This is a genomic window from Ponticoccus litoralis, from assembly GCF_039769985.1.
In the GTDB taxonomy this organism is placed as follows: domain Bacteria; phylum Pseudomonadota; class Alphaproteobacteria; order Rhodobacterales; family Rhodobacteraceae; genus Ponticoccus; species Ponticoccus litoralis.
Window position 1 is genome coordinate 1,745,538 of sequence record NZ_JBDNCH010000002.1, and the last position, 20,123, is coordinate 1,765,660.

Annotated in this window: 16 protein-coding genes and 1 pseudogene; 4 read left to right on the top strand and 13 right to left on the bottom strand. The window is 69.2% G+C overall.

Annotated elements, in window-relative coordinates; genetic code table 11:
- Nucleotides 1-35 precede the first annotated feature (35 nt).
- On the bottom strand, nucleotides 36-1,343 hold the full coding sequence (hslU, locus tag ABFB10_RS09700) for an ATP-dependent protease ATPase subunit HslU (protein ID WP_347166362.1): 1,308 nt from the start codon (nucleotides 1,341-1,343) through the stop codon (nucleotides 36-38).
- A 60-nt stretch (nucleotides 1,344-1,403) separates the two neighbouring features.
- On the bottom strand, nucleotides 1,404-1,961 hold the full coding sequence (hslV, locus tag ABFB10_RS09705; RefSeq protein ID WP_347166363.1) for an ATP-dependent protease subunit HslV: 558 nt from the start codon (nucleotides 1,959-1,961) through the stop codon (nucleotides 1,404-1,406).
- Between the two features lie 78 nt (nucleotides 1,962-2,039).
- Here hslV and ABFB10_RS09710 point away from each other — a divergent pair, with 78 nt between their 5' ends.
- Nucleotides 2,040-2,999, top strand: a complete 960-nt coding sequence (locus tag ABFB10_RS09710; RefSeq protein ID WP_347166364.1) for a phosphotransferase — start codon at nucleotides 2,040-2,042, stop codon at nucleotides 2,997-2,999.
- Between the two features lie 355 nt (nucleotides 3,000-3,354).
- On the opposite strand, the gene trxA is transcribed toward ABFB10_RS09710, so the two are convergent.
- The 9 genes and pseudogenes from trxA to regB all read right to left on the bottom strand — a co-directional run bounded on the left by trxA (nucleotide 3,355) and on the right by regB (nucleotide 15,159).
- Nucleotides 3,355-3,675 (bottom strand): thioredoxin, encoded by a 321-nt coding sequence (trxA, locus tag ABFB10_RS09715; protein ID WP_347166365.1) that lies wholly within the window; start codon nucleotides 3,673-3,675, stop codon nucleotides 3,355-3,357.
- Nucleotides 3,676-3,748: 73 nt separating this feature from the next.
- Nucleotides 3,749-7,133, bottom strand: a pseudogene (addA, locus tag ABFB10_RS09720) (double-strand break repair helicase AddA).
- Nucleotides 7,130-10,039: a double-strand break repair protein AddB gene (gene addB, locus ABFB10_RS09725; protein WP_347166366.1), complete on the bottom strand. Its 2,910-nt coding sequence runs from the start codon at nucleotides 10,037-10,039 to the stop codon at nucleotides 7,130-7,132. Before addB ends, addA begins: the two are co-directional and overlap by 4 nt.
- Nucleotides 10,032-10,703, bottom strand: a complete 672-nt coding sequence (locus tag ABFB10_RS09730; protein WP_347166367.1) for a nucleotidyltransferase family protein — start codon at nucleotides 10,701-10,703, stop codon at nucleotides 10,032-10,034. Before ABFB10_RS09730 ends, addB begins: the two co-directional genes overlap by 8 nt.
- Nucleotides 10,703-10,960, bottom strand: coding sequence for a hypothetical protein (locus ABFB10_RS09735; protein WP_347166368.1), 258 nt, complete (start codon nucleotides 10,958-10,960; stop codon nucleotides 10,703-10,705). Before ABFB10_RS09735 ends, ABFB10_RS09730 begins: the two co-directional genes overlap by 1 nt.
- The gene (locus ABFB10_RS09740; protein WP_347166369.1) at nucleotides 10,944-11,645 is read right to left on the bottom strand and encodes a phosphotransferase; all 702 of its coding nucleotides are present in this window, start codon (nucleotides 11,643-11,645) and stop codon (nucleotides 10,944-10,946) included. The genes ABFB10_RS09735 and ABFB10_RS09740 overlap by 17 nt, the downstream gene beginning before the upstream one ends.
- Nucleotides 11,633-12,115 (bottom strand): tRNA (adenosine(37)-N6)-threonylcarbamoyltransferase complex ATPase subunit type 1 TsaE, encoded by a 483-nt coding sequence (tsaE, locus tag ABFB10_RS09745; RefSeq protein WP_206562860.1) that lies wholly within the window; start codon nucleotides 12,113-12,115, stop codon nucleotides 11,633-11,635. Before tsaE ends, ABFB10_RS09740 begins: the two co-directional genes overlap by 13 nt.
- A 49-nt stretch (nucleotides 12,116-12,164) precedes the next feature.
- Nucleotides 12,165-13,685 carry a PAS-domain containing protein gene (locus tag ABFB10_RS09750; protein WP_347166370.1) on the bottom strand — a complete coding sequence of 507 codons (1,521 nt, stop codon included), beginning with the start codon at nucleotides 13,683-13,685 and terminating at the stop codon, nucleotides 12,165-12,167.
- 82 nt (nucleotides 13,686-13,767) lie between these two features.
- Nucleotides 13,768-15,159 carry a sensor histidine kinase RegB gene (regB, locus tag ABFB10_RS09755; protein ID WP_347166371.1) on the bottom strand — a complete coding sequence of 464 codons (1,392 nt, stop codon included), beginning with the start codon at nucleotides 15,157-15,159 and terminating at the stop codon, nucleotides 13,768-13,770.
- A gap of 78 nt (nucleotides 15,160-15,237) precedes the next feature.
- Here regB and ABFB10_RS09760 point away from each other — a divergent pair, with 78 nt between their 5' ends.
- On the top strand, nucleotides 15,238-15,849 hold the full coding sequence (locus ABFB10_RS09760; RefSeq protein WP_347166372.1) for an SCO family protein: 612 nt from the start codon (nucleotides 15,238-15,240) through the stop codon (nucleotides 15,847-15,849).
- A gap of 83 nt (nucleotides 15,850-15,932) precedes the next feature.
- Nucleotides 15,933-16,487, top strand: coding sequence for an ActR/PrrA/RegA family redox response regulator transcription factor (locus ABFB10_RS09765; protein WP_206562864.1), 555 nt, complete (start codon nucleotides 15,933-15,935; stop codon nucleotides 16,485-16,487).
- 135 nt (nucleotides 16,488-16,622) lie between these two features.
- On the opposite strand, the gene thpR is transcribed toward ABFB10_RS09765, so the two are convergent.
- Both thpR and ABFB10_RS09775 read right to left on the bottom strand, forming a co-directional pair.
- Complete coding sequence (gene thpR / locus ABFB10_RS09770; protein WP_347166373.1) at nucleotides 16,623-17,153, bottom strand: RNA 2',3'-cyclic phosphodiesterase; 531 nt, start codon at nucleotides 17,151-17,153, stop codon at nucleotides 16,623-16,625.
- Nucleotides 17,153-18,094 carry a 1-phosphofructokinase family hexose kinase gene (locus tag ABFB10_RS09775; protein ID WP_347166374.1) on the bottom strand — a complete coding sequence of 314 codons (942 nt, stop codon included), beginning with the start codon at nucleotides 18,092-18,094 and terminating at the stop codon, nucleotides 17,153-17,155. Before ABFB10_RS09775 ends, thpR begins: the two co-directional genes overlap by 1 nt.
- A gap of 111 nt (nucleotides 18,095-18,205) precedes the next feature.
- Between ABFB10_RS09775 and gltX the strand changes: the two genes are divergently transcribed.
- Entirely contained in the window at nucleotides 18,206-19,525 is a 1,320-nt protein-coding gene (gltX, locus tag ABFB10_RS09780; RefSeq protein WP_347166375.1) for a glutamate--tRNA ligase, read from the top strand.
- Nucleotides 19,526-20,123 lie beyond the last annotated feature (598 nt).

A 20,123-nucleotide genomic window follows, 5' to 3' on the forward strand; every position in this document is an offset into this window, starting at 1 on the left:
GCGCCCGAACTGCTTTCAGGGGGCGGAACCGGGCCCTACAAGACGTAGCGGCTGAGGTCGGTCGACCGGGTCAGCTCGCCCAGGTGTTGCTCGACAAAGCCCGCATCGACGGTGACGCTTTGCCCGCCCTTGTCCGGCGCGTCAAAGCTGAGATCCTCGAAGACCCGCTCGATCACCGTGTACAGCCGCCGCGCGCCGATGTTCTCGACTGAGCCGTTCACCTCGGCGGCGATGCGCGCCAGCGCGGCGATGCCGTCGTCGGTGAAACTGACCGTGACCTCTTCGGTGGCCATCAGCGCGGTGTACTGGCGCGTCAGGGCGTTGTCGGTCTCGGTCAGGATGCGGACGAAATCCGCCTCTGTCAGGTCGCGCAGGGTGACGCGGATCGGCAGGCGGCCCTGAAGCTCGGGCAGCAGGTCCGAGGGCTTGGCGATGTGGAAGGCGCCCGAGGCGATGAAGAGGATATGATCGGTCTTCACCGCGCCATGCTTGGTCGACACGGTCGTGCCCTCGATCAGCGGCAGCAGGTCGCGCTGCACACCCTCGCGGCTGACATCGCCGCCACGCGCGTCGGAGCGGGCGCAAACCTTGTCGATCTCGTCGAGGAAGACGATGCCGTTCTGCTCGACCGCTTCCAGCGCGGCGGCCTTGACCACCTCGTCGTCCAGCAGCTTGTCGGCCTCCTGCTCGATCAGCACGTCGTAGCTTTCCGCCACACTCATGCGCTTCTTCACGGTGCGCTGGCCGAAGGCCTTCCCGAAGATATCGCCGAGGTTCATCATGCCCATCTGGCCGCCGGGCTGGCCGGGCAGGTCCATCATCGGCATGGGATTGGCGCTTTCGCTGACCTCGATCTCGATCTCGGTGTCGTCGAGTTCTCCGGCCTTCAGCTTCTTGCGGAACATCTCGCGCGTGCCTTCGCGGGCACCCTCGCCGGCAATGGCGGCAATCACGCGGTCCTCGGCGGCCTGATGGGCGCGGGCCTTCACGTCCTCGCGCATCCACTCGCGTGTCTGCACGATGGCGGTGTCGACAAGGTCACGGACGATCTGTTCCACGTCCCGGTAGACATAGCCGACCTCGGTGAACTTGGTCGCCTCGACCTTGATGAAGGGCGCACGCGCCAGTTTCGCCAGACGGCGGCTGATCTCGGTCTTGCCGACCCCGGTGGGGCCGATCATCAGGATGTTCTTGGGATAGACCTCGTCACGAAGGTCGTCGCCCAGCTGCTTGCGCCTCCAGCGGTTGCGCAGGGCCACGGCGACGGCGCGCTTGGCCTCGGCCTGCCCGATGATGAAACGGTCGAGTTCCGAGACGATTTCCCGGGGGGTGAGGTCTGTCATGAGGGTTGGTCCTGGTGCCAAAATTCTTCGAAGAATTTTGCCAAGAGTTTTGCAAAACTCTTAGCCGCCGATCGTTTCCACGGTCAGCTTTCCATTGGTGTAGACGCAGATGTCCGCCGCGATGGCCATGGCGTCGCGGGCCACGGTCTCGGCGTCCTTGTCGCTGTCCATCATTCCGCGCGCCGCGGCGAGGGCGAAGTTCCCGCCCGATCCGATGGCGGCGACGTCATGCTCGGGTTCCAGCACGTCGCCCGCGCCGGTGATGACCAGAAGATCCTTGCCGTCGGTGACGATCAGCATGGCCTCCAGCTTTTGCAGGTACTTGTCGGTGCGCCAGTCCTTGGCCAGCTCGACACAGGCGCGCTGAAGCTGGCCGGGGGTGGCCTCCAGCTTGGTCTCCAGCCGCTCCAGCAGGGTGAAGGCGTCGGCGGTCGAACCCGCAAACCCGCACACCACGTCGAAGCCGCCGGGCGAGAGGCGGCGCACCTTGCGCGCGGTGCCCTTGATCACGGTCTGGCCCAGGCTGACCTGTCCGTCGCCCGCGACGACAACCTTGCCGCCCTTGCGCACGCCGATGATCGTGGTGCCGTGCCAGCCGGGGAAATCGCTATCTTGCATCTGCATCCCTTCCTTTCAGACCTATATCTGTGCAATGGTTTGCCATTGCAACCGGGGTAGGCCAAGGCACTGATCTGAATGGAGATTCCAACCGATCACACGGTGTGGGAGCGGCTGGCCCGGGATGCGGGGCTTGATCCGGGGGGCTACGCTGTCACCCGCACATGGCGCAAGGACACCGCCACGCACCGGCATGTGGTGATGCGATACGAGGGGCCCGCGGGCGCGGTGATCCTCAAGCGCATCTTCCACCCGGTCGCAGAGAAACCCTTCGTCACGCTGGTGCAGGCGCAGGCCCGCGCGGTCGAAGCCATGGCGACCGGCGCCGAGGCTGTGCCCGCGCTGCTGGCCTTCGACACCGGCGCGCGCGCCGTGCTGATGCAGGCCGCGCCGGGGCGGACGGTCTATGACCTGCTCGACCATGGCGCCGAGGCGGCGGATGTCCTGCGCCGCGCCGGGCGCTGGCTGGCGGCCTTTCACCGCGCCAGCGGGACCGAGGCGCGGGTCTTTCAGCCACGCTTCATGCGCGACCATGTGGGGCATTTGATGCGCCAGCAGGAGGCCGGAGAGATCGCGCTGGCCCGCCCCGCTGAGTTCGCCCGCCACGGTGCGGCGGTGATCGCGCTGGCCGGGGCGCATGAGGGGCGGCAGACGGTATCCTCGGCCACCCATGGCGACATGCACCTGCGCAATATCCTGCTGGATAGCGCGCGCAGCTGGGGCATCGACTTCTCGGCCTTGCATTCCGCGCCGGTCGGCTTCGACATCGCGCGGCTGCTGCTGCATTACACCGGGGTCTTCGCGGATCTGGACGCGCTGCCGCCGGGGGCGGTGGTGCAGCCCGACCTGCTGGCCGCCTTCTTCGAGGGATACGATCTTGTCGGCCCCGAGGATCCTTCGGTGCAGTACCTGCTGCATGTGCGCCTCCTGATGGACTGGGCTGCGATCCCGGCGCGGCGCATGGCGCGCTCGGCGGGGCAGACGCGGCGCCTGCAGCGGCTGGGCAGGCTGGCGGAGCGGGTGTTTGGGGAGGGGTGACGCGAGGGGGTTGGCTTTTTTGTGGGCTGATCCAATCCGCAGGCGGTTGCCCAAGGACTTGTCGAGCCGCGATCGACCAAACGGCGCTTCTGCAACGAGCGATCGACTGCGATCGACCATCAGGCGCGGAATCAAGGCGAAGCCGCCGCGCCATCGACGGGCCGTCCCGGGGCCCGTCGATTTGGCAGATGGGCGCGCGACCTGAGTGAGGTCGTACGGACCTGGCCGGGATAAAGTGCCATCCTGAAACGGCGGATCGCCGGACCACGGCCCGCCGATGGCGCGGCTTCTGCCTGCCGGCCAACAAAAAGCCCCGGGCGATGCCGGGGCCTTTCATTATTAGTCAGGCGAAAGCTCAGATGCTTTCGGTGATCCAGCTTTGCAGCGCGGCCTTGGGGGCGGCACCGGCGCGGTTCGACACCGGCTGGCCGTCCTTGAAGATGAACAGCGCGGGGATGCCGCGCACGCCCATGGCGGCGGCGGTGTTGGGGTTGCTGTCGACGTCGATCTTCACGATCTTCACCTTGCCGTCCATCTCTTCGGACAGCTCTTCCAGGGCGGGGCCGATCTGCTTGCAGGGGCCGCACCACTCGGCCCAGAAGTCGACGACCACGGGCAGGTCGGAATTCCTCACTTCGCTCTCGAAGGTATCGTCGGTGACGGCAACGGTGGCCATGGGATCTCTCCTATCAGGTTGGGCGTTGGGCGGCGTGTCCGGAGGCGGAAGGTATGGACGCACCGGGTGAAGGTCAAGGCAGCGCGGCCCTTTGCAAGGCCGCCGTCACAAGATCGTGCGGCAGGGGCATGAGCTGCCCACTGCATGTCCACAGGATCGCCGTTTCGACGCGCCGGTCGGGGTACAGCTGCCCCAGCGCGGCGGCATAGGCACCCATCTGCCGCAGCAGGCCTTCCGGCGTATCCCCGGCGCTGTCCGGCGTCGTGCGGTTGGTCTTGAAGTCGACCGCCAGCACGCGGTCGGGCGCGACCACCAGCCGGTCGATGACACCATGCACGCGGCCCAGGGGGCCGAGGTCGGCGGTCACCGGCACCTCGGCCAGCGCGTCGGCGGCGAAGATCCCTGCCAGCGCGGGGGCGGAAAGCAGCGTCAGGGCCTCGTCGCACAGGGCGCGCAAGTCCTCTGCCGGGAAGGTCGCCGCGTGCTGGTCCGACAGCGACGACACCAGCGGCTCGGAGGCCGCACCGCGCGCCTCGGCCCCCAGCGGCGCGAGATGTTCGAGGAAAAGATGCACCAGCGTCCCGCGCAGCTTGGCGCGGTCCTCGGTATCGCCCGAGGCGCCGGGCAGGGCCTTGGCGCCGCCAAGGTCCGAGGGGCTGCGCGTGCCGACGCGCCTTTCCGGCGTGGGGGCCGGGGTCATCAGCTGCGGCGGCAGGGCGACGCTTTCGGGCGCGGGCCGGTCGTGGGTCACCAGCGGCAGGGCGGCGAAATCCGCCTCTCCCAGCCGCAAGCCGGTCTCGGTGCCGGTCTCTCCGAAGTCGAAGACCTGCTCGACCGCGCCCGAGGCCTGCATCCCGCGGCGCACCTTCTCGTGCCAGGACAGGCCCTCTTTGCCCAGTTCCCCGGCAGCGGCCACCACCAGCCATTTCTCGGCCCGGGTCAGGGCGACATAGAGCAGGCGGTCGCGCTCTTGCGCCTCTTTCAGCTTGGCGGCCTCGACGGCGGCGGTCTGGCGGGCAGGCTGCTCTTTCGCGCCGGCTTTCCACAGCGGGCCGTCCGCGTCGGTCAGGAAGGTGCCGCGCAGGGCGGTGTCGGGCTGGGCGCAGTCGGGCAGGATGACGATGGGCGCCTCCAGCCCCTTGGCGCCATGTACGGTCATGACGCGCAGCACCTCCCCGGCGCTGTCGGGCGCGCGCTTGATCTGCAGGTCGTCCGCCTGCGCCCATTCAAGGAAGCCGGTCAGCGAGGGCACGGCGCTTTGTTCATAGGCCAGCGCCTGTTGCAGCAGCGCGTTGACGCCGTCCTCGGCCTCTGGCCCCAGCCGCCCGATCAGCAGGCGCCGCCCCCTGTGGCGCGTCAGCAGACGTTCGATCAGGTCGTAGGGGCGCAGGAAGTCGGTCTGCCCCAGCATGTCGTCCAGCACCGCAAGCGTTTCGGGGTGGGCCTCGCGCCGCGCCCGCAGTGTTTCCCACAGATAGCCCTTGCGGCCATGCGAGAGCGTAAACAGCGCCTGCTCGGACCAGCCGAACAGGGGCGAGCGCAAGAGCGTGGCCAGCGACAGGTCGTCCTCGGGCGTGGCGAGAAAGCGCAAGAGCGCGATGATGTCGCGCACCGCCAGCTCCGCCATGACCTTCAGCCGGTCGGCGCCCGCGATGGGAATGCCCTCCTGCTTGCAGGCGCGAATGATCTCCTTGAAAAGCCGCGCGCGCGACCGCACGAGGATCAGGAAATCGCCCGCATGCACGGGCCGCGCCTGATATTCCCCGCTGTGGCCCCGTTCGACCGGCAGCGGCGTGCCCGCGTCGAGGGTGCGGCGGACGAACAGCGCCACCCGGCGGGCGAGGATCACCGTGGCATGGGTCTGGCCGACGCGGTCGACGGGTTCGAACCAGGGGCCGGGCTTTTCCTCCTTGATTGTCTCGACCACCGGCCACAAATCGACGCGGCCCGGCATCGCCGCCTTGAAGGCGCGGTGCTTCTGGTCGGCGGCAAAGCCCGAGGCCTCGGCGTCCATGAAGGTGTTGTCCACCAGCCGCAGGATCGGTTCCGCCGAGCGGAAGGAGAATTCCAGCGTCATCGGCACCAGCGGCGCATCGGTGCGGCGCAGGCGGTCGGCAAAATCCTCGCGCATGCGGTCGAATTCGGACGGGTCGGCGCCCTGAAAGCTGTAGATCGACTGTTTCTTGTCGCCGACGACGAAGATCGTGCGGCGGACCTCTGCCCGCGCACCCTCGCCCGAGGTGAACTCATGTGCCAGCCGCTCGATCACCTGCCATTGCACGGGGGACGTGTCCTGTGCCTCGTCCACAAGGATATGGTCGATGCCGCCGTCAAGCCGGTAAAGCACCCAGTCCGCGACCTTGGGATCGGACAGCAGGTCGCGGGCGCGGGTGATCAGGTCGTCGAAGTCGAGCCAGCCGCGCCGCTCCTTCTCGGCGGCATAGGCGGGCAGGAAGGCCTGCGCAAAGGCGTGCAGGGCGATGTCCCGCGTTGCACAGGCCAGCGCGCGTTCGGTCTCCAGTGCGCCTTCGACGCGGGCGGCCAGCTGGTCGAGCTTTTCGAACAGCGTGCCATGCGCGGTGCGCACGCCCTTGGTGCCCAGCGTCTTGCGGATCGTGCCCGCGTCGGTCAGCAGCGCGGACTTCAGCGCCGCGAAGCCCGCAAGGTCCGGCGCCGTGCAGGCGGCCAGCCCCTCGGCCAGCGTCTGGTCCGTCTTGCCGCCCGCCTTCAGCGGCTCTTGCAGGGCGGCGCAGAGATCGGTTTCGGACCCAAGGAAGACCTGCCCCAGCATCGCCGCGTGGTCCTGATCCGCGCCAAGCCCATAGGCGGCGCGGATGTCCCGCGGCGTGCGGGGCGTGGCGAAATCTTCTGCCATGCCCGCGATCTGCGCCAGCAGCTTGTGCGTGTCGTCGTCCATGCTGATGAACGGCGCGATGCCGTGCACCAGCCCGGCCTGCGGCCCGTCGGCCATGCGGTCCAGCAGCTCGGCGCGCATCAGCTGGGCGGCGCGGTCCTCCATCTCCTCGGAACTGCGGGCTGACGCCGGCCTCCAGCGGGAAGCGCCGCAACAGCGCCGCGCAGAACGAGTGAATCGTCTGGATGCGCAGCCCGCCCGGTGTCTCGATGGCGCGGGCAAACAGCGTCCGCGCCTGTTGCAGCGCCTCGGTGTCCAGCTGGTCGTCGGCCCCCAGGGCGCGCAATTCGTCCCGCAGCAGCGGCTCTGCCAGCATCGCCCAGCCGCCCAGCCGCCGGAACAGGCGGTTCTGCATCTCGGTCGCGGCGGCCTTGGTGTAGGTCAGGCAAAGGATGTGGCTGGGGTCGACGCCCTCCAGCAGCAGCCGCGCCACCCGGTCGGTCAGCACGCGGGTCTTGCCCGACCCGGCGTTGGCGGCCAGCCAGGTCGAATTGCCCGGTTCGGCGGCGTCCACCTGCCGCTGGGTGGCCTCGTCGCGGATCATTCCAGCACCTCGGTTTCGGGCAGGTCGGTCACGTCCCATTCGCCGAAGCGGGCAAGGTGGTCGTAGTCCGACACGTCATTGTCCTTCTGCAGGGCCCGGCGCGCCGAATAGCCCTTTTCGCGGTCCGCATAGGCGGTCAGCAGGGCGATGAACTCCTCCCAGACCTTTTCGGGCGGGGCCACGTCCAAGGGTGCGGGGACCTCTTTCGGGTCGCCCGGTTTCAGCGAGACGAAGACGGCGCCCGCCACGTCGCGCGGCGCAAGGCCGGGGAAGGCGCGGCGCTGCACCATCGCGGCCTCCAGCAGCAGTTGCTTGTCGAAATGTTCCTGTTCGGATTTCGAGGGCGCGGCGCCGGTCTTGTAGTCGTAGATCACCGCAAGGCCGCGGTCGTCGATGTCGATGCGGTCGGCCTTGCCGGTCAGGGTGACGCCCTGCGCCACGATCTCGCCGGTCTTCTCGAAATTCGCGACAGAGGGCGTGGCGCGGTCCTGCCGGGCGCGCTCTGTCGTGACGAACCACGCGGCCACCCGGGCGATGCGCGCCTGCCACAGCGCGCGGGTCGTCGGGAAGGGCACCTCGGCCAGCTTGTCGCGGGCGATCTGCGTCAGGGTCGCGGCATCGAGGCGGGCGGGGTCCTCCAGCGCGGCGGTCAGGAAGGTTTCGAGGATGTCGTGCAGCAGGATGCCGCGCAACAGCGCATCGGGCGCCTGCATCAGCGGGTCCATCGGCTTCAGCCCCAGCGTGCGGCGGGCATAGACCGCATAGGGGTCGCGGATCAGGCGCTTGATCTCGGTCACCGACAGCTTTTCCGGGCGCGCCTCCAGCGGCGGCGCGGGCGAGGGCCGGTGCGCGGGCGCGGCCGCAATCGGCGCCTCGGCGGCGCGGGCCAGCGCCAGCCAGTGCGCGCCGCGCGCCCGCATCGCGGCCAGCGCCTGCGGGCCGTTCCGTTGCGGCAGGCCGGTCATCAGGTTCACCAGACGGTTCACCCAGCGCGAGGGCACGGTTTCCGCGTCGTCGGATTTCAGCGATCGGGTCAGCCAGACCTCGGGCGCGGCGACCGCCTGCTGGAAGTCATGCGCCGAGAGGCCGATGCGCCGTTCCGGCAGCAACAGCCCCGCCTGCGCCCGCATCTGCCGGTTCAGCCAGGGGTCGGCGCCGGGGCTTTCGGGCCAGCTGCCCTCGTTCAGGCCCGCAAGGATCAAGAGGTCGGCGCCCATGACGCGCGCCTCGAGCGTGCCCCAGATCAGCACCAGCGGATGCGCGGCGTCGCGGTCGCGCACCTCGGCGCGGGACAGCACCGCGTCGAAGAGGTCGGCATAGTCGCGCGCGGTCAGGTCGGCGGCGCGATGCGCCTCGGCGCGCAGGGCCTCGACGGCGTCGCGCACGGTGCGGCCCGCGTTCTCGTCCCAGAGCGCCGAGGCATCCTCGCTGTCGGACCCCCGCGCAAGGCGTTCCGCCAGGGCGATGTGATCGGCCAGCCAGTCCGCCAGGGGCCGCTTGCCCGTCCGGTCCTGCCCGCACAGGCCGGTGACCCACGCGGTCCATGGGGCGACTTCGGTGCCCCAGTCCAGCAGCGCACCGGGGTCGGGGAAGGGCATGCCGGTGCGGCGAATGTGCAGTTCCAGCTCGCGGGTGTTGCGCAGATGCGGGCCGCGCCCGGCGCCGCGATGCACCAGCGGGTGCTTGAGCAGCGTCAGCAGGGCCTCGGCGGTCAGCGGTGCCTCGAACAGCCTTGCCACATGCCGCAACAGCCGCCCCGGGGGCGACAGCTGGGCGGGCGTTCCGGCGCTGTCGTCGGGCGTGATGTCCCAACGGTCCAGCGCCGAGGTGACCTGCCGCGTCAGCATCCGGTCCGGCGTGATCAGCGCGGCGGTCTGGCCGTCCAGCACCGCCTGCCGCAGGCGCAGCGCGATGGCCAGCGCCTCGTCGCGCGTGCTGGGCGCCTCGGTCAGGGTCACGCCCTCCATGGCTCCGGGCAGATCCGGCAGAGCCGGGCCTTCCGCCAGCCACTGGTGCGTGACCGGCGCGGGCCGCAGCGCCAGCGACACGGTGCGGTTGCGCGCGGGGGCGGGGGCCGCGTCCCCGGTCCAGGGCAGCACATCGCCGGGCGCCAGATCCAGCGCCTGCATCAGCTTGGCAAAGCGGAACTGCGGGTGGTCCTCTCCGGTCAGCGGCTCGTTCAGCCTGTCCCAGACCGCGCGCGGCTGGTCGAAGTCGAAGCCGGGCAGCAGCACCGCGCCCTGCGGCAGGCGGGCGACGGCGCACATCAGCTCGTGCGTGGTGCCGCGCGACCCGGTCGAGCCCGCGACCAGCACGGGATGCTGCGGCGGATCGGCCTGCCATGCGGCCAGCCGCATCCGCAGGGCAAGGCGGGCAAAGGCCTGCGCGTCGGGGGCGGTGTCGTCGCCAAAGTAGTCCTGCACGATATTGAGGAACTGAAGGCTGCGCTGCCAGTGGCCCGACTGGTCGGTGACGTCCAGCGCCGCGATCTTTTCCGGCGGGACATCCTCGCCCTGCATTTCCTCCATCAGGGTCGCAAGGCTGTCGGCAAGATCGAACAGCGCGGCGCGCGGCGCAAGGTCGGGCTGGGCGTCCAGCAGGCGGGATACCGGGTTGGTCAGCTCCAGCCGGCGCCGCAGCGGCGGCACGGGGTCCGGCAGCTCGGCGGCGCTGAGCGGATCGGCGAGGTCGGTCACAAGCCGCACGCGGGGCAGAAGCGCGGCGGGGCCGGCGTCGAAGACCTCGCGCAGGCGCCGCGCCATCCGGGTTGTGTTCACGTATAGCTCGACCCGGGCCATGGCGTCGGGTGGGCCCTGCACGCGGTCGCGCAGGCCCCGGACCAGCGCGCGGGGAAAGTCGACGCCGGGCGCGGTGCCGAAGAGACGGGGGCCGGGGGTGTCAAACATCGGCCAGCATCTCTTCTGCCAGCGTGATGCCCTCGGGGTGGCCCACATCGCACCAACGGCCCGGATAGGCGGTGCCGAAAAGCCTTCCTTCCTGTGCCATCTGGTTCCACAGGACATTGAGGGAAAAGGCTTTTTCCCCGATCCCGGCCAAGGCGTCGGTCTTGACGATCTGGGCGCCGGTATAGACGAAGTCGCCGCCGCGCATCAGGGCGCCGCCCGGCCCCAGCGCAAAGTCCCCGCCGCCGCTGCGCCCCACCGCGCGCGCCAGCGGGATGCACAGCAGCAGCGCGTCCATGCGATCCGGCTGCCATGCCGCGGCCAGCCGGTCCAGCGGGTTCGGGCCGCTCCAGACGGCATCGGTGTTCAGCGTGTATACAGGCTGTGTGCCAAGCAGGGGCAGCGCATGGCGCAGCCCCCCGCCGGTGTCGAGGATCTCCGGCGTCTCGACGGAGACGGCGATGTTGGTGTCCTTCAGATGCGCGATGACCTGTTCGGCGCGGTAATGGGCGTTCACGACGCGGGTCGGGACCCCTGCGGTCAGGGCAAGGGCATGGTCCAGCAGCGGACGGCCCGCGACCGCGATCAGCGGCTTGGGCCGCTCTGCGGTCAGGGCGCCCATGCGCGTGCCGAATCCGGCGGCGAAAAGCATCACGGCATCGGGCATCACGGTCTCAGGCTTTCCAGATGGGTTGCGGTCGGCGCCGGCAGGGCGGCGATCACCGGCCTCAGCGGCGCAAGCACCGGGTGCGACAGGTCGCGGGCCAGATGCCCCCAGACCCGCGGGATCAGGTCGATGTAATGCGGTTTGGCTCGTTCCCGGGCCAGCCGGGCAAAGATGCCGAGGATCCGCAGGTTGCGCTGGAACCCCAGAACCGCGAAGGCGGCGGCGAAGGTCTCGGGCGCCTCACCCGTTGCATGCAAGTAGTGTGCAATGCAGGCGGCGCGGGTTTCCCCGGCCACGTCGCGGCGGGCATCCTCCAGCAGAGAGACAAGGTCGTAGGCCCGGTGCCCGACCAGCGCATCCTCGGAAATCGAGCAGCCCCGCCGCCGCCGCGCCGGGCCGGTCCGGCAGGTGAAGGATGTTCTCTGCATGGTAGTCGCGCAGGATCATCACCTCGGCGGGCCGGGCGTATTGCTCCAGCAGGGGGTGCAGCGCCGCCTGTGCCTGCGCCAGCAGCTCCGGGGCCTTGGTGTAGTGCCGGAAGGCGAGGTCGATCATGCCGGTCAGGTGGTCCGGCGTGGCCATGGTCAGGCCGTCGGGCGGCGGCGCGCGGTGCAGCGTCACCAGCGCCTCAGTCGCCACAAGGTACAGCGCGCGCTCTGTCCGGGCGTCGGTGGCCAGCCGCGCCAGCAAGCCATCGCCAAGATCCTCGATCAGAAGAAGCCCCGCCGCGCCGTCTTCGGACAGGATGCGCGGTGCCGACAGGCCCAGCCCCGAAAGATGCCGCGCCAGCCGGGCGAAAAGCGCCACGTCGCCCTCGGGATCCTCCATCAGGATCGCCGTTTCGCCGTCGCGGACCAGCCGCGTGTAGCGCCGGGACGAGGCATCGCCCGCCAGCGGCACATGCCGGGCCCCGCCCCAGCCGCAATCGGTCAGAAAGCGCATGCCGCCCCCGTGTCCAGTGTGTCCCAGCGCGGCGCGGTCCAGCTGAGGGTCAGCGCCCGGGCGTCTTCTTCGGCGAGGGTCTCGAAGGACAGCGACAGCGCCTGCGGCGGGGTGAGATCGCCCAGCCGGTCGGGCCACTCCACGATGCAGATCGCGCTGTCGAAGGCCTCCGGCAGGCCCAGCTCCTCGATCTCGCCGGGGCCGGTCAGCCGGTAGAGGTCGGCGTGCCAGAGCTCTCCGGCGGTGGTGTCGTAGGTCTGGACCAGCGTGAAGGTCGGCGAGGGCACGTCCTCGGGCGGGTCTTGCAGCGCATGGATCAGCGCGCGCGCGAAATGCGTCTTCCCGGCGCCGATGCCCCCGGACAGCAGCAGCACGTCGCCCGCCGTCAGGGCCTGCCCGATGCGTCTGGCGACGGCGGCTGTTTCCTCGGGCGAGCGCAGCGTAAGGGTCCGGCGTCGGGGTGTCGTCATGGCGGCGAAAATACCCGGGCGTGCGGGCCGCGCAAGCCCGTTCGTCCGGTCAGCCGCCAGAGCTGCTCCGCAGCAGCGGCAGCGCCTCGGCGGGCCGGGCCGGATGGGTGAAACGGACCATCGTGGCCCCCGCCGCGACCGGTTCGACCGTGCAGACCAGCCGGTCGCCGTCCGTCAGGGTGATATCGCTGTCCCATGCGCTGCGGTCGCGCAGCACCAGCACGAACTCGCGGATCTCCTGCCAGATCGGGCTTGGCTGGCATTTTGCCTGCCAGTCCCGCGTCGCATCGACGATGGTGACCTCGGCAAAGGCGCTGTCGGGGTCGCATTTCCATTGCGCGCGGTAGGCCGCATTCGAGAAGGTCAGGACGCCCAGCCGCGAGAAGACCGCCACGCCTTCGGGAAAGCAGTCAAGCACCGATTGCGTCAGTTCCAGCTCTGACCGGAAGCGGCGGGTCAGCGAGATCTCGGCGCTGATGTCCTCGATCAGGAAGGCCACGGCGCCGTCGGGATGCGGGCGGCCGGTGATCTTGTAGGTCAGGCCCGACGGCAGGTTCCAGGTTTCGCAATAGCGGTCTTCGCGCGCGGCAGAGACCACGTCATACAGCTTGCCCCGCCAGCTGGTGTAATTCTTCGGCTCGGGCATCATGCGGCTTTCGCGCATGTGGTCGAAGAAGGACAGCAGGTTGGGCTTGGCCGACAGGAAATCCACCGGCAGATGCGTCAGGTCCAGCAGTGCCGGGTTGAACAGCACCAGCTGGCGGTCCCTGTCGAAGACGGCCAGCCCGATGGGCAGATGGGCGAAGGTCTTCGTCAGGGTCTGCACGAAGTTGCGCTGCGCCATCTCGGCGTTCACGAGGCTGTCGATGCTCTTGGCGTAATGCATCCAGCCGCAAGAAATCGACCGCGACGAGATTTCGAACCAGCTGACCTGCGTCCCGGCCTGCCTGCGCAGGCTGACGCGGGTGCTGCGGGCGGTGCCATGTTCTGGCAGCGGCAGTGCGAAGGGGCAGACCTCGGGGCGGTCGTGCCCGGCGTCACGGCACAGCTCTGCGTAGGCCTCGTTGTGCCAGATCACGGCGCCGTCCTCGTCCATCTCCCAGACCGGTTCCGGCGCGCGCAGCGCAATGTCGGACAGCCGGTCGAATTCCGGCAGCAGGGCGGCGGCGCGAAAGACGGCGGCGGCGCCGTCGGGCACGCAGGACAGCGTCAGCCGCAGCCCGTCGGCCAGCGGCTCTGCGGTCAGGGTGCATTCGTCCAGCAGGGCGCAGTGCCAGACCCGGTGGCTGTCCGGTGCCCGTGCGGGCAGGTCGGGAAAGCCGGCAGAGAAGGCCTCGCGCAGCGGCTCCCAGTCCAGCCCGGTCAATGCGGGACGGTCAAGCAGGGTGACGAGGTCCGGGCTGTGATCGACGACACGGCCATTGCGCATCAGCAGGACAGAGGTCAGCCGGCCCGCGTCGGGCGCCTGCCGCCCGCGCGTCTGCCTGCCGACCGCCAGCAACAGACCCAGTGCCAGAAGAACGGCAATGCCGACCCCGGCACCGATCGCCAGAAAGAGTATATCCTCCAAATCCCGGTTCCTTCCCCAACCGCCCCCGCCAACCTGTGTAGAATTCCTTGGTTAACAGGACGTTAAGGTCTCCCTGGTCGGACTATATCTCTATAAGGCGATTCTCTCCCATAGGTTTCCCGGGGGGATGGCTTTCCGCCACGACCTTCGACCGGGGCCAGGCGACCTCGACGATGGCGCCACGGCGCTCTCCGGCGTTGTGCATGGGCGAGAAGGGGTCGGACCCGTTGGCAAAGCCCAGTTCCGCGCCGCTGCGCTCCAGCAGGGTCTTGGCGATGAACAGGCCAAGGCCCATGCCCTCGTATTCGGGGCGCTGCCTGCGGTCGGCATCGGACCGACGGCGGCGCATGAAGGGATCGCCCATGCGGCCCAGCAGGTGGGGCGGGAAGCCGCGCCCGTCGTCGAGGATGCGGATCGAGACAAGGTCGTCGGTCCACATCGCTTCGATCCAGACGGTCGTGCGGGCAAAGTCCACCGCGTTCTGAACGAGGTTGCGCAGCCCGTGGATGATCTCGGGGCGGCGCAGGATCAGCGGCTGGTTGTAGCCGCCGCCCGGCCCGGGGCCGCTTTCGATGACGATCTCCTTGCCGCGGTCCTGATGCGGTTCCGCGGCCTCGCGGATGACCTCGATCAGCGGCGCCTGGCGCATGTGCAGGTCGTCTTTTCCGGCCCGGCCCATGCCGCGCAGGATGTCGCGGCAGCGGTCCGCCTGTTCGCGGATCAGCAGTGCGTCCTCGCGCTGGTCGCCCTCCAGCTCTTCTGCCAGTTCCGACGAGGTCAGCTTTATCGTCGCCAGCGGCGTGCCCAGTTCATGGGCCGCCGCCGCGACGACGCCGCCCAGGTCGTTCAGCTTCTGCGCGCGGGCCAGCGCCATCTGCGTCGCGGCCAGCGCATCGGACATGGAATGCATCTCGCGCGTGATCCGGCGCGAATAGACAGAGATGAAGACCACCGCGATGACGATGGCAACCCATTGCCCGTAAACGAAGATATCCGGTATTCGCAGGACAAAGCCCTCGTCCGTGCGCAGCGGCATATGGTATTCCACCATGGCCGAGACAAGGAACAGCGCGGTGGCGCCAAGGATCACCGTCGAGCGCAGCGACAGCACCGCCGCCGAGACGGTGACCGGCCCCAGAACCAGCAGCGAGAAGGGATTGTGCAGCCCGCCGGTCAGGAACAGCAGGAAACACAGCTGCAAGAGGTCGAACATCACCATCAGGAAGTTCTCGCCTTCGCTCAGGCGCTTGTTTTCCGGAAAGATGAAGATCGCGACGAGGTTGCCGACCACCGAGATCCCGACGGCCAGGTAGCACAGCCCCAGTTCCAGTTGCAGGTTGTAGAGCCGCTGCGCGATCACGATCGCGGATAATTGACCGATCACCGCGAACCAGCGCAGAAGGATCATGGTGCGCAGGCGAATCCAGTTGCTGCGCTGGCGCGCGCCCAGCAAACCCAGTTCGGTATCGGCCATCTGCGCCCTTTTGCCCCTCTTGCACCTGCGGCTTGGTCCTGTAACTCCCACTCTGTAACCGCTTGAGAGGCCCGAGTCATGCAGCGTCTTGCCGCAATCGCCGCTTCCGTCGCCGTTGTCGCCCTTGTGGGTGGCGGCTGGCTTTACACGATGCAGTCCTCGGGATCGGACGCCTTCGCCCAGTGCCGCAACGGCACCGCGGCGGGCGAGATCGGTGGCCCCTTCGAACTGCTGAACGCGCAGGGCGAGACGGTGACCGACACCGACGTCATCACGGAGCCGACGCTGGTCTACTTCGGCTATACCTTCTGCCCGGACATCTGCCCCTTCGACATGGCGCGCAATGCCGAGGCGGTGGATGTGCTGGCAGAGCGCGGCTACAGCGCGACGCCGGTCTTCATCAGCATCGACCCGGCCCGCGACACGCCCGAGGCGGTCGGTGACTTTGCCTCGAACCTGCATGACAAGGCGATCGGCCTGACCGGCTCGCCCGAGCAGGTGAAGGCCGCCGCCGCCGCCTATCGCACCTATTACAAGGCGCAGGACAGTGGCGACGAGTTCTATCTGGTCGACCACATGACCTTTACCTACCTCGTCCTGCCCGACGAGGGCTTTGTCGACTTCTTCCGGCGCGAGGCGACGCCGGAGCAGATGGCCGATACGGTTGCCTGCTACATTGACGCTTCCTGACAGGCACTTAGGTTGCGTTTGACCATAAGTTGAGGCGCGGGTAAGACTTTCTCCCAGGGCTGGGAAACGTTGGAGGACCATCAGTGGCGGATCGCGATCAGGACGACCTTGGCCCGGACAAGTCCCTTCTTCTTGTGGACGACGACGAGCCGTTCCTGAGACGCCTCGCCAAGGCGATGGAAAAGCGCGGCTTCGACGTCGAGATGGCGGGATCGGTTGCCGCCGGGACGGCCATCGCCACGGCCCGGCCCCCGGCCTATGCCGTGGTTGACCTTCGGCTGGAAGACGGCAACGGGCTGGACGTGGTCGAGGTGCTGCGCGAGAAACGGCCCGACAGCCGGATCGTCGTGCTGACCGGCTACGGCGCCATTGCCACCGCCGTCGCCGCGGTCAAGATCGGCGCTACCGACTACTTGTCGAAACCCGCCGATGCGACCGACATCACCAATGCGCTGCTGGCGCGCGGTGACGACCTCCCGCCGCCGCCGGAAAACCCCATGAGCGCCGACCGCGTGCGGTGGGAACACATCCAGCGCGTCTACGAGCTGTGCGACCGCAACGTGTCGGAAACCGCGCGGCGGCTGAACATGCACCGGCGCACGCTGCAACGTATCCTCGCCAAACGCTCGCCGCGCTGATCACCGCAGCGACAGGGCAAGGCGCGCGGTCCCAGCGCGGCCTTTCCATTCGAGGATAGCCTTCAGCGCCCGGCGCTGACGCCCTGTGCTCCGGGCGCCGTGCCGCCGATCGGGTCGCCGTGTCCCAAAGCCGGGTCAAATGCCGGTCAGCGGATAGCGGGCCCGCTCTTCGTGCCGGGCGCCGTCCGGGTGCAGGACCGAGGAAAACAGGCCGAAACTGTCGCAGGCAAAGGGCCCCAGCGCCCCGGGCGGGATCGCCGCAAGGCCCAGCGTGGCGGCCCGCTTGTCGCGCGTGCGCAGCAGGGTCACATGCGGACGGAAACGCCGCCGGGGCAGGGCCATGCCGATGCCGTGCAGGCGCGAGCGGATGCGGTCGTGCAGGTCCGTCAGCGCCGCGCCGCCCTCGGCCTGTACGGCGACCACGCGGTTCAGCCGACCCTCGAAGACCGCGCCGCCATGAAAATGCAGCGCGATGGCCGGGGCGCGGATGCTGCGCAGCGCGGCGTCGATTTCGGGCAGCGCCTCGGCGGGGGTCTCGCCAAGGAAAGCCAGCGTCAGGTGCAGCGTATCCAGATCCACGGCGCGGCCTTCCGGCATGCCGTCCTGAAGGTCCGACAGCAGGTCCAGCGCCTCTTCCGGCAGGCTCAGCGCAAGGAAAAGCCGCATCAGAGCCGGTCCAGCTCCGTCAGGTCCAGCATCCGGGCGTAGTCGTCGGGCAGGCACAGCTGCGTGCCCGCGCTTTGCACGGCGGCAGAGGCGGCGGCGGCCCCGCGCCGCAGCGCCTCGGGGGCACCGAGACCCTCGGCCAGCGTCATGACGAAGGCCCCGACAAAGCTGTCGCCCGCGCCGATGGCGCTGACCACGGTCTCGTTCTCCGCCGTCACGCGCCACAGCCCGTCGCCATCCGCCATGACCGACCCGTCCCTGCCGCGCGCGATGATGACGATCCGCGCCGCACCGCGCTGGCGCAGGGTCTCGGCAAAGCGGGCGCTGTCCTCGCGGGTCGCCAGCGGGTCACCCGCCAGCTCCATCGCCTCGTGGCTGTCCATGCGCAGCACATAGGGCGTGGGCTGCGGGCCGACCGCCTGCGCCGCCAGATGCGGGCCAGAGGTGTCGACGACCACGCGCCGCTGCCCCAGACGGTTGCAGGCGCGGGTGATCCAGCCCGGCTGTGCCCCCGGCGGCATGGACCCCGACAGGACGACAAAGGCATTCCCGGCGGCGCTGTCGTCAATCCGGTCGAGCACCGCGTCGAGGTCGGCGTCGCCCCATGTCGGGCCGGTCAGGACAAAGCGGTACTGTTCGCCGGTGCCCTCGTCGGTGACGGAAAAGCTGTGCCGGGTCTGGCCGGGCGCGGGCACCTCCAGCAGGTCGAGGCCCTGCGCCTGCAACAGTGCCCGCAGCGCCTCGCCGTTCGGGCCACCCAAAGCCACCAGTGCCCGGGCCTGCCCGCCAAGCTGGGTGATGGCGCGGGCCACGTTGACGCCACCGCCTCCGGGTTCCGCCGTTTCCGGCGCGCAGCGCAGCTTCGGCCCGGGCCGCACGAAGGGCGCCGAAGTCGCGAGGTCCAGCGCGGGGTTCAGGGTGACGGTGAGGATCTCTGTCATCGTGGTCTCCTTCGGGCGCAGGAAAGGCTATCCGCCCCGCCGGTGCAAACCGGAATCTGGACAAATCCCCGCCCATGTGAAAACACCGCCCCCTGTCAGGAGGCCCTTGTCATGACCGTCACCCGCTTTGCACCCTCGCCCACCGGTTACATCCACGTCGGTAACCTGCGGACCGCGCTGTTCAACCATCTGATCGCCCGCAAGACCGGCGGCACCTTCGTGCTGCGGATCGACGACACCGATCCCGAGCGCTCGAAAGAGGCCTATGTCGACGCGATCAAGCAGGATCTGGAATGGCTGGGCCTGACCTGGGACCGGGTCGAGCGGCAGTCGCAGCGGCTGGACCGTTACCACGAGGCCGCCGACCGGCTGCGCGAGATGGGCCGCTTCTACGAGGCCTGGGAAACGCCGACGGAACTGGACCTGAAGCGCAAGAAGCAGCTGAACATGGGCAAGCCGCCGGTCTATGACCGCGCCGCGCTGGCGCTGTCCGAGGACGAGAAGGCCAAGATGCGCGACGAGCGGGGGCCGGGTGTCTGGCGCTTCAAGCTGGATCAGGAGCGGATTGCCCAGGAAGACGGCATCCTCGGCGAGGTGTCGATCGACGCGGCCAGCCTGTCGGATCCGGTGCTGATCCGCGCCGACGGGCAGTTCCTGTATACGCTGGCCTCGGTCTGCGACGACATCGACATGGGCATCACCCATGTCGTGCGCGGCAACGACCACGTGACCAATACCGCGACGCAGATCCAGATGATCCGCGCGCTGGGCGGCGAGCCGCCCGCCTTCGCCCACCATTCGCTGCTGACCGGCGCGCAGGGCGAGTCGCTGTCCAAGCGCCTTGGCACCCTGTCGCTGCGCGACCTGCGCGAAAGCGGGATCGAACCCGAGGCGCTCTTGTCGCTGATGGCGCGGCTGGGGTCGAGCCAGCCGGTCGAGCTGCGGATGTCGCTGGACGAGATCGCCGAGGGCTTCGAGCTGTCGCAGTTCGGATCGGCGCCCACGAAGTTCGACGTGCAGGACCTGTACCCGCTGACCGCGCGCAAGCTGCACGGCCTGCCGCTGGAGGCGGTGGCCGAAGAGATCGCCGCGCTGGGTGTGCCCGAGGACAGGGCCGGGGCCTTCTGGTCGGTGGTGCGCGAGAACATCACCATCCGCAAGGACATGGCCGACTGGTGGATGCTGTTCCGCGACGGCGCCGCGCCGATGGTGGCCGAAGAGGACCGCGATTTCGTCGCCGAGGCGCTGGCGATGCTGGGCGAGCCGCCCTATGACGCCGCGACCTGGGGCACCTGGACCGCCGCGGTGAAAGAGGCGACGGGCCGCAAGGGCAAGGGGCTGTTCATGCCGCTGCGCAAGGCGGTCACCGAGCGCGCCAAGGGGCCCGAGATGGCGGATGTGATGCCGCTGTTGCAGAAGAAGCCGGGCTGAGGCGCGGCGGAAGGGGGCTCTGCCCCCGCGCGCTGCGCGCGCCCCCCGAGGGTATTTGGACCAAGAAGAAGCGCAGGGCTCACCCGGATGTGCGGGCCGGGGTGCCAAGCCGTGACAGGTGATGATCGACAATGGCGGTTTCCTCGGGCGTGAGGATCTGCGCGCGCGGGTAGAGCGGTGCGGCGCGGTCGTCGTGGATCGGGGCGTTCCAGCCGGTTGTGCTGTCGAAGAAATGCGCCACGCCCTCGGGGCCGAAATGGTGCAGGTAGCCACTGGATGACGACGTCGAGGTAGCTGAGCAGGATGCCGTTGCCGGGGCCGGGATCGGTGCTGCGGCCCTCGGCGATGGCGTAGAGCGCGATCTCGGTGGCCTCGCTGGCGTGGTCGATCTGGTCCGTGCCGTCGCGGCGCAGGTAGGCTTCCTCGCGCAGGTCGAGCGTGGCCCAACCCTCTGGCGGGACCGGGGCGATGAGCCCGTCGATGCGGGCGGAGGCATCGGGCACGGCGGTCAGGAAGCAGAGGTCGCGGTCGGGGACCGCGCGCCGTGCCCGGCGCCAGCCGCGGGCACTGGCCTTGTGGACCGGGGCGAAGCCATGAG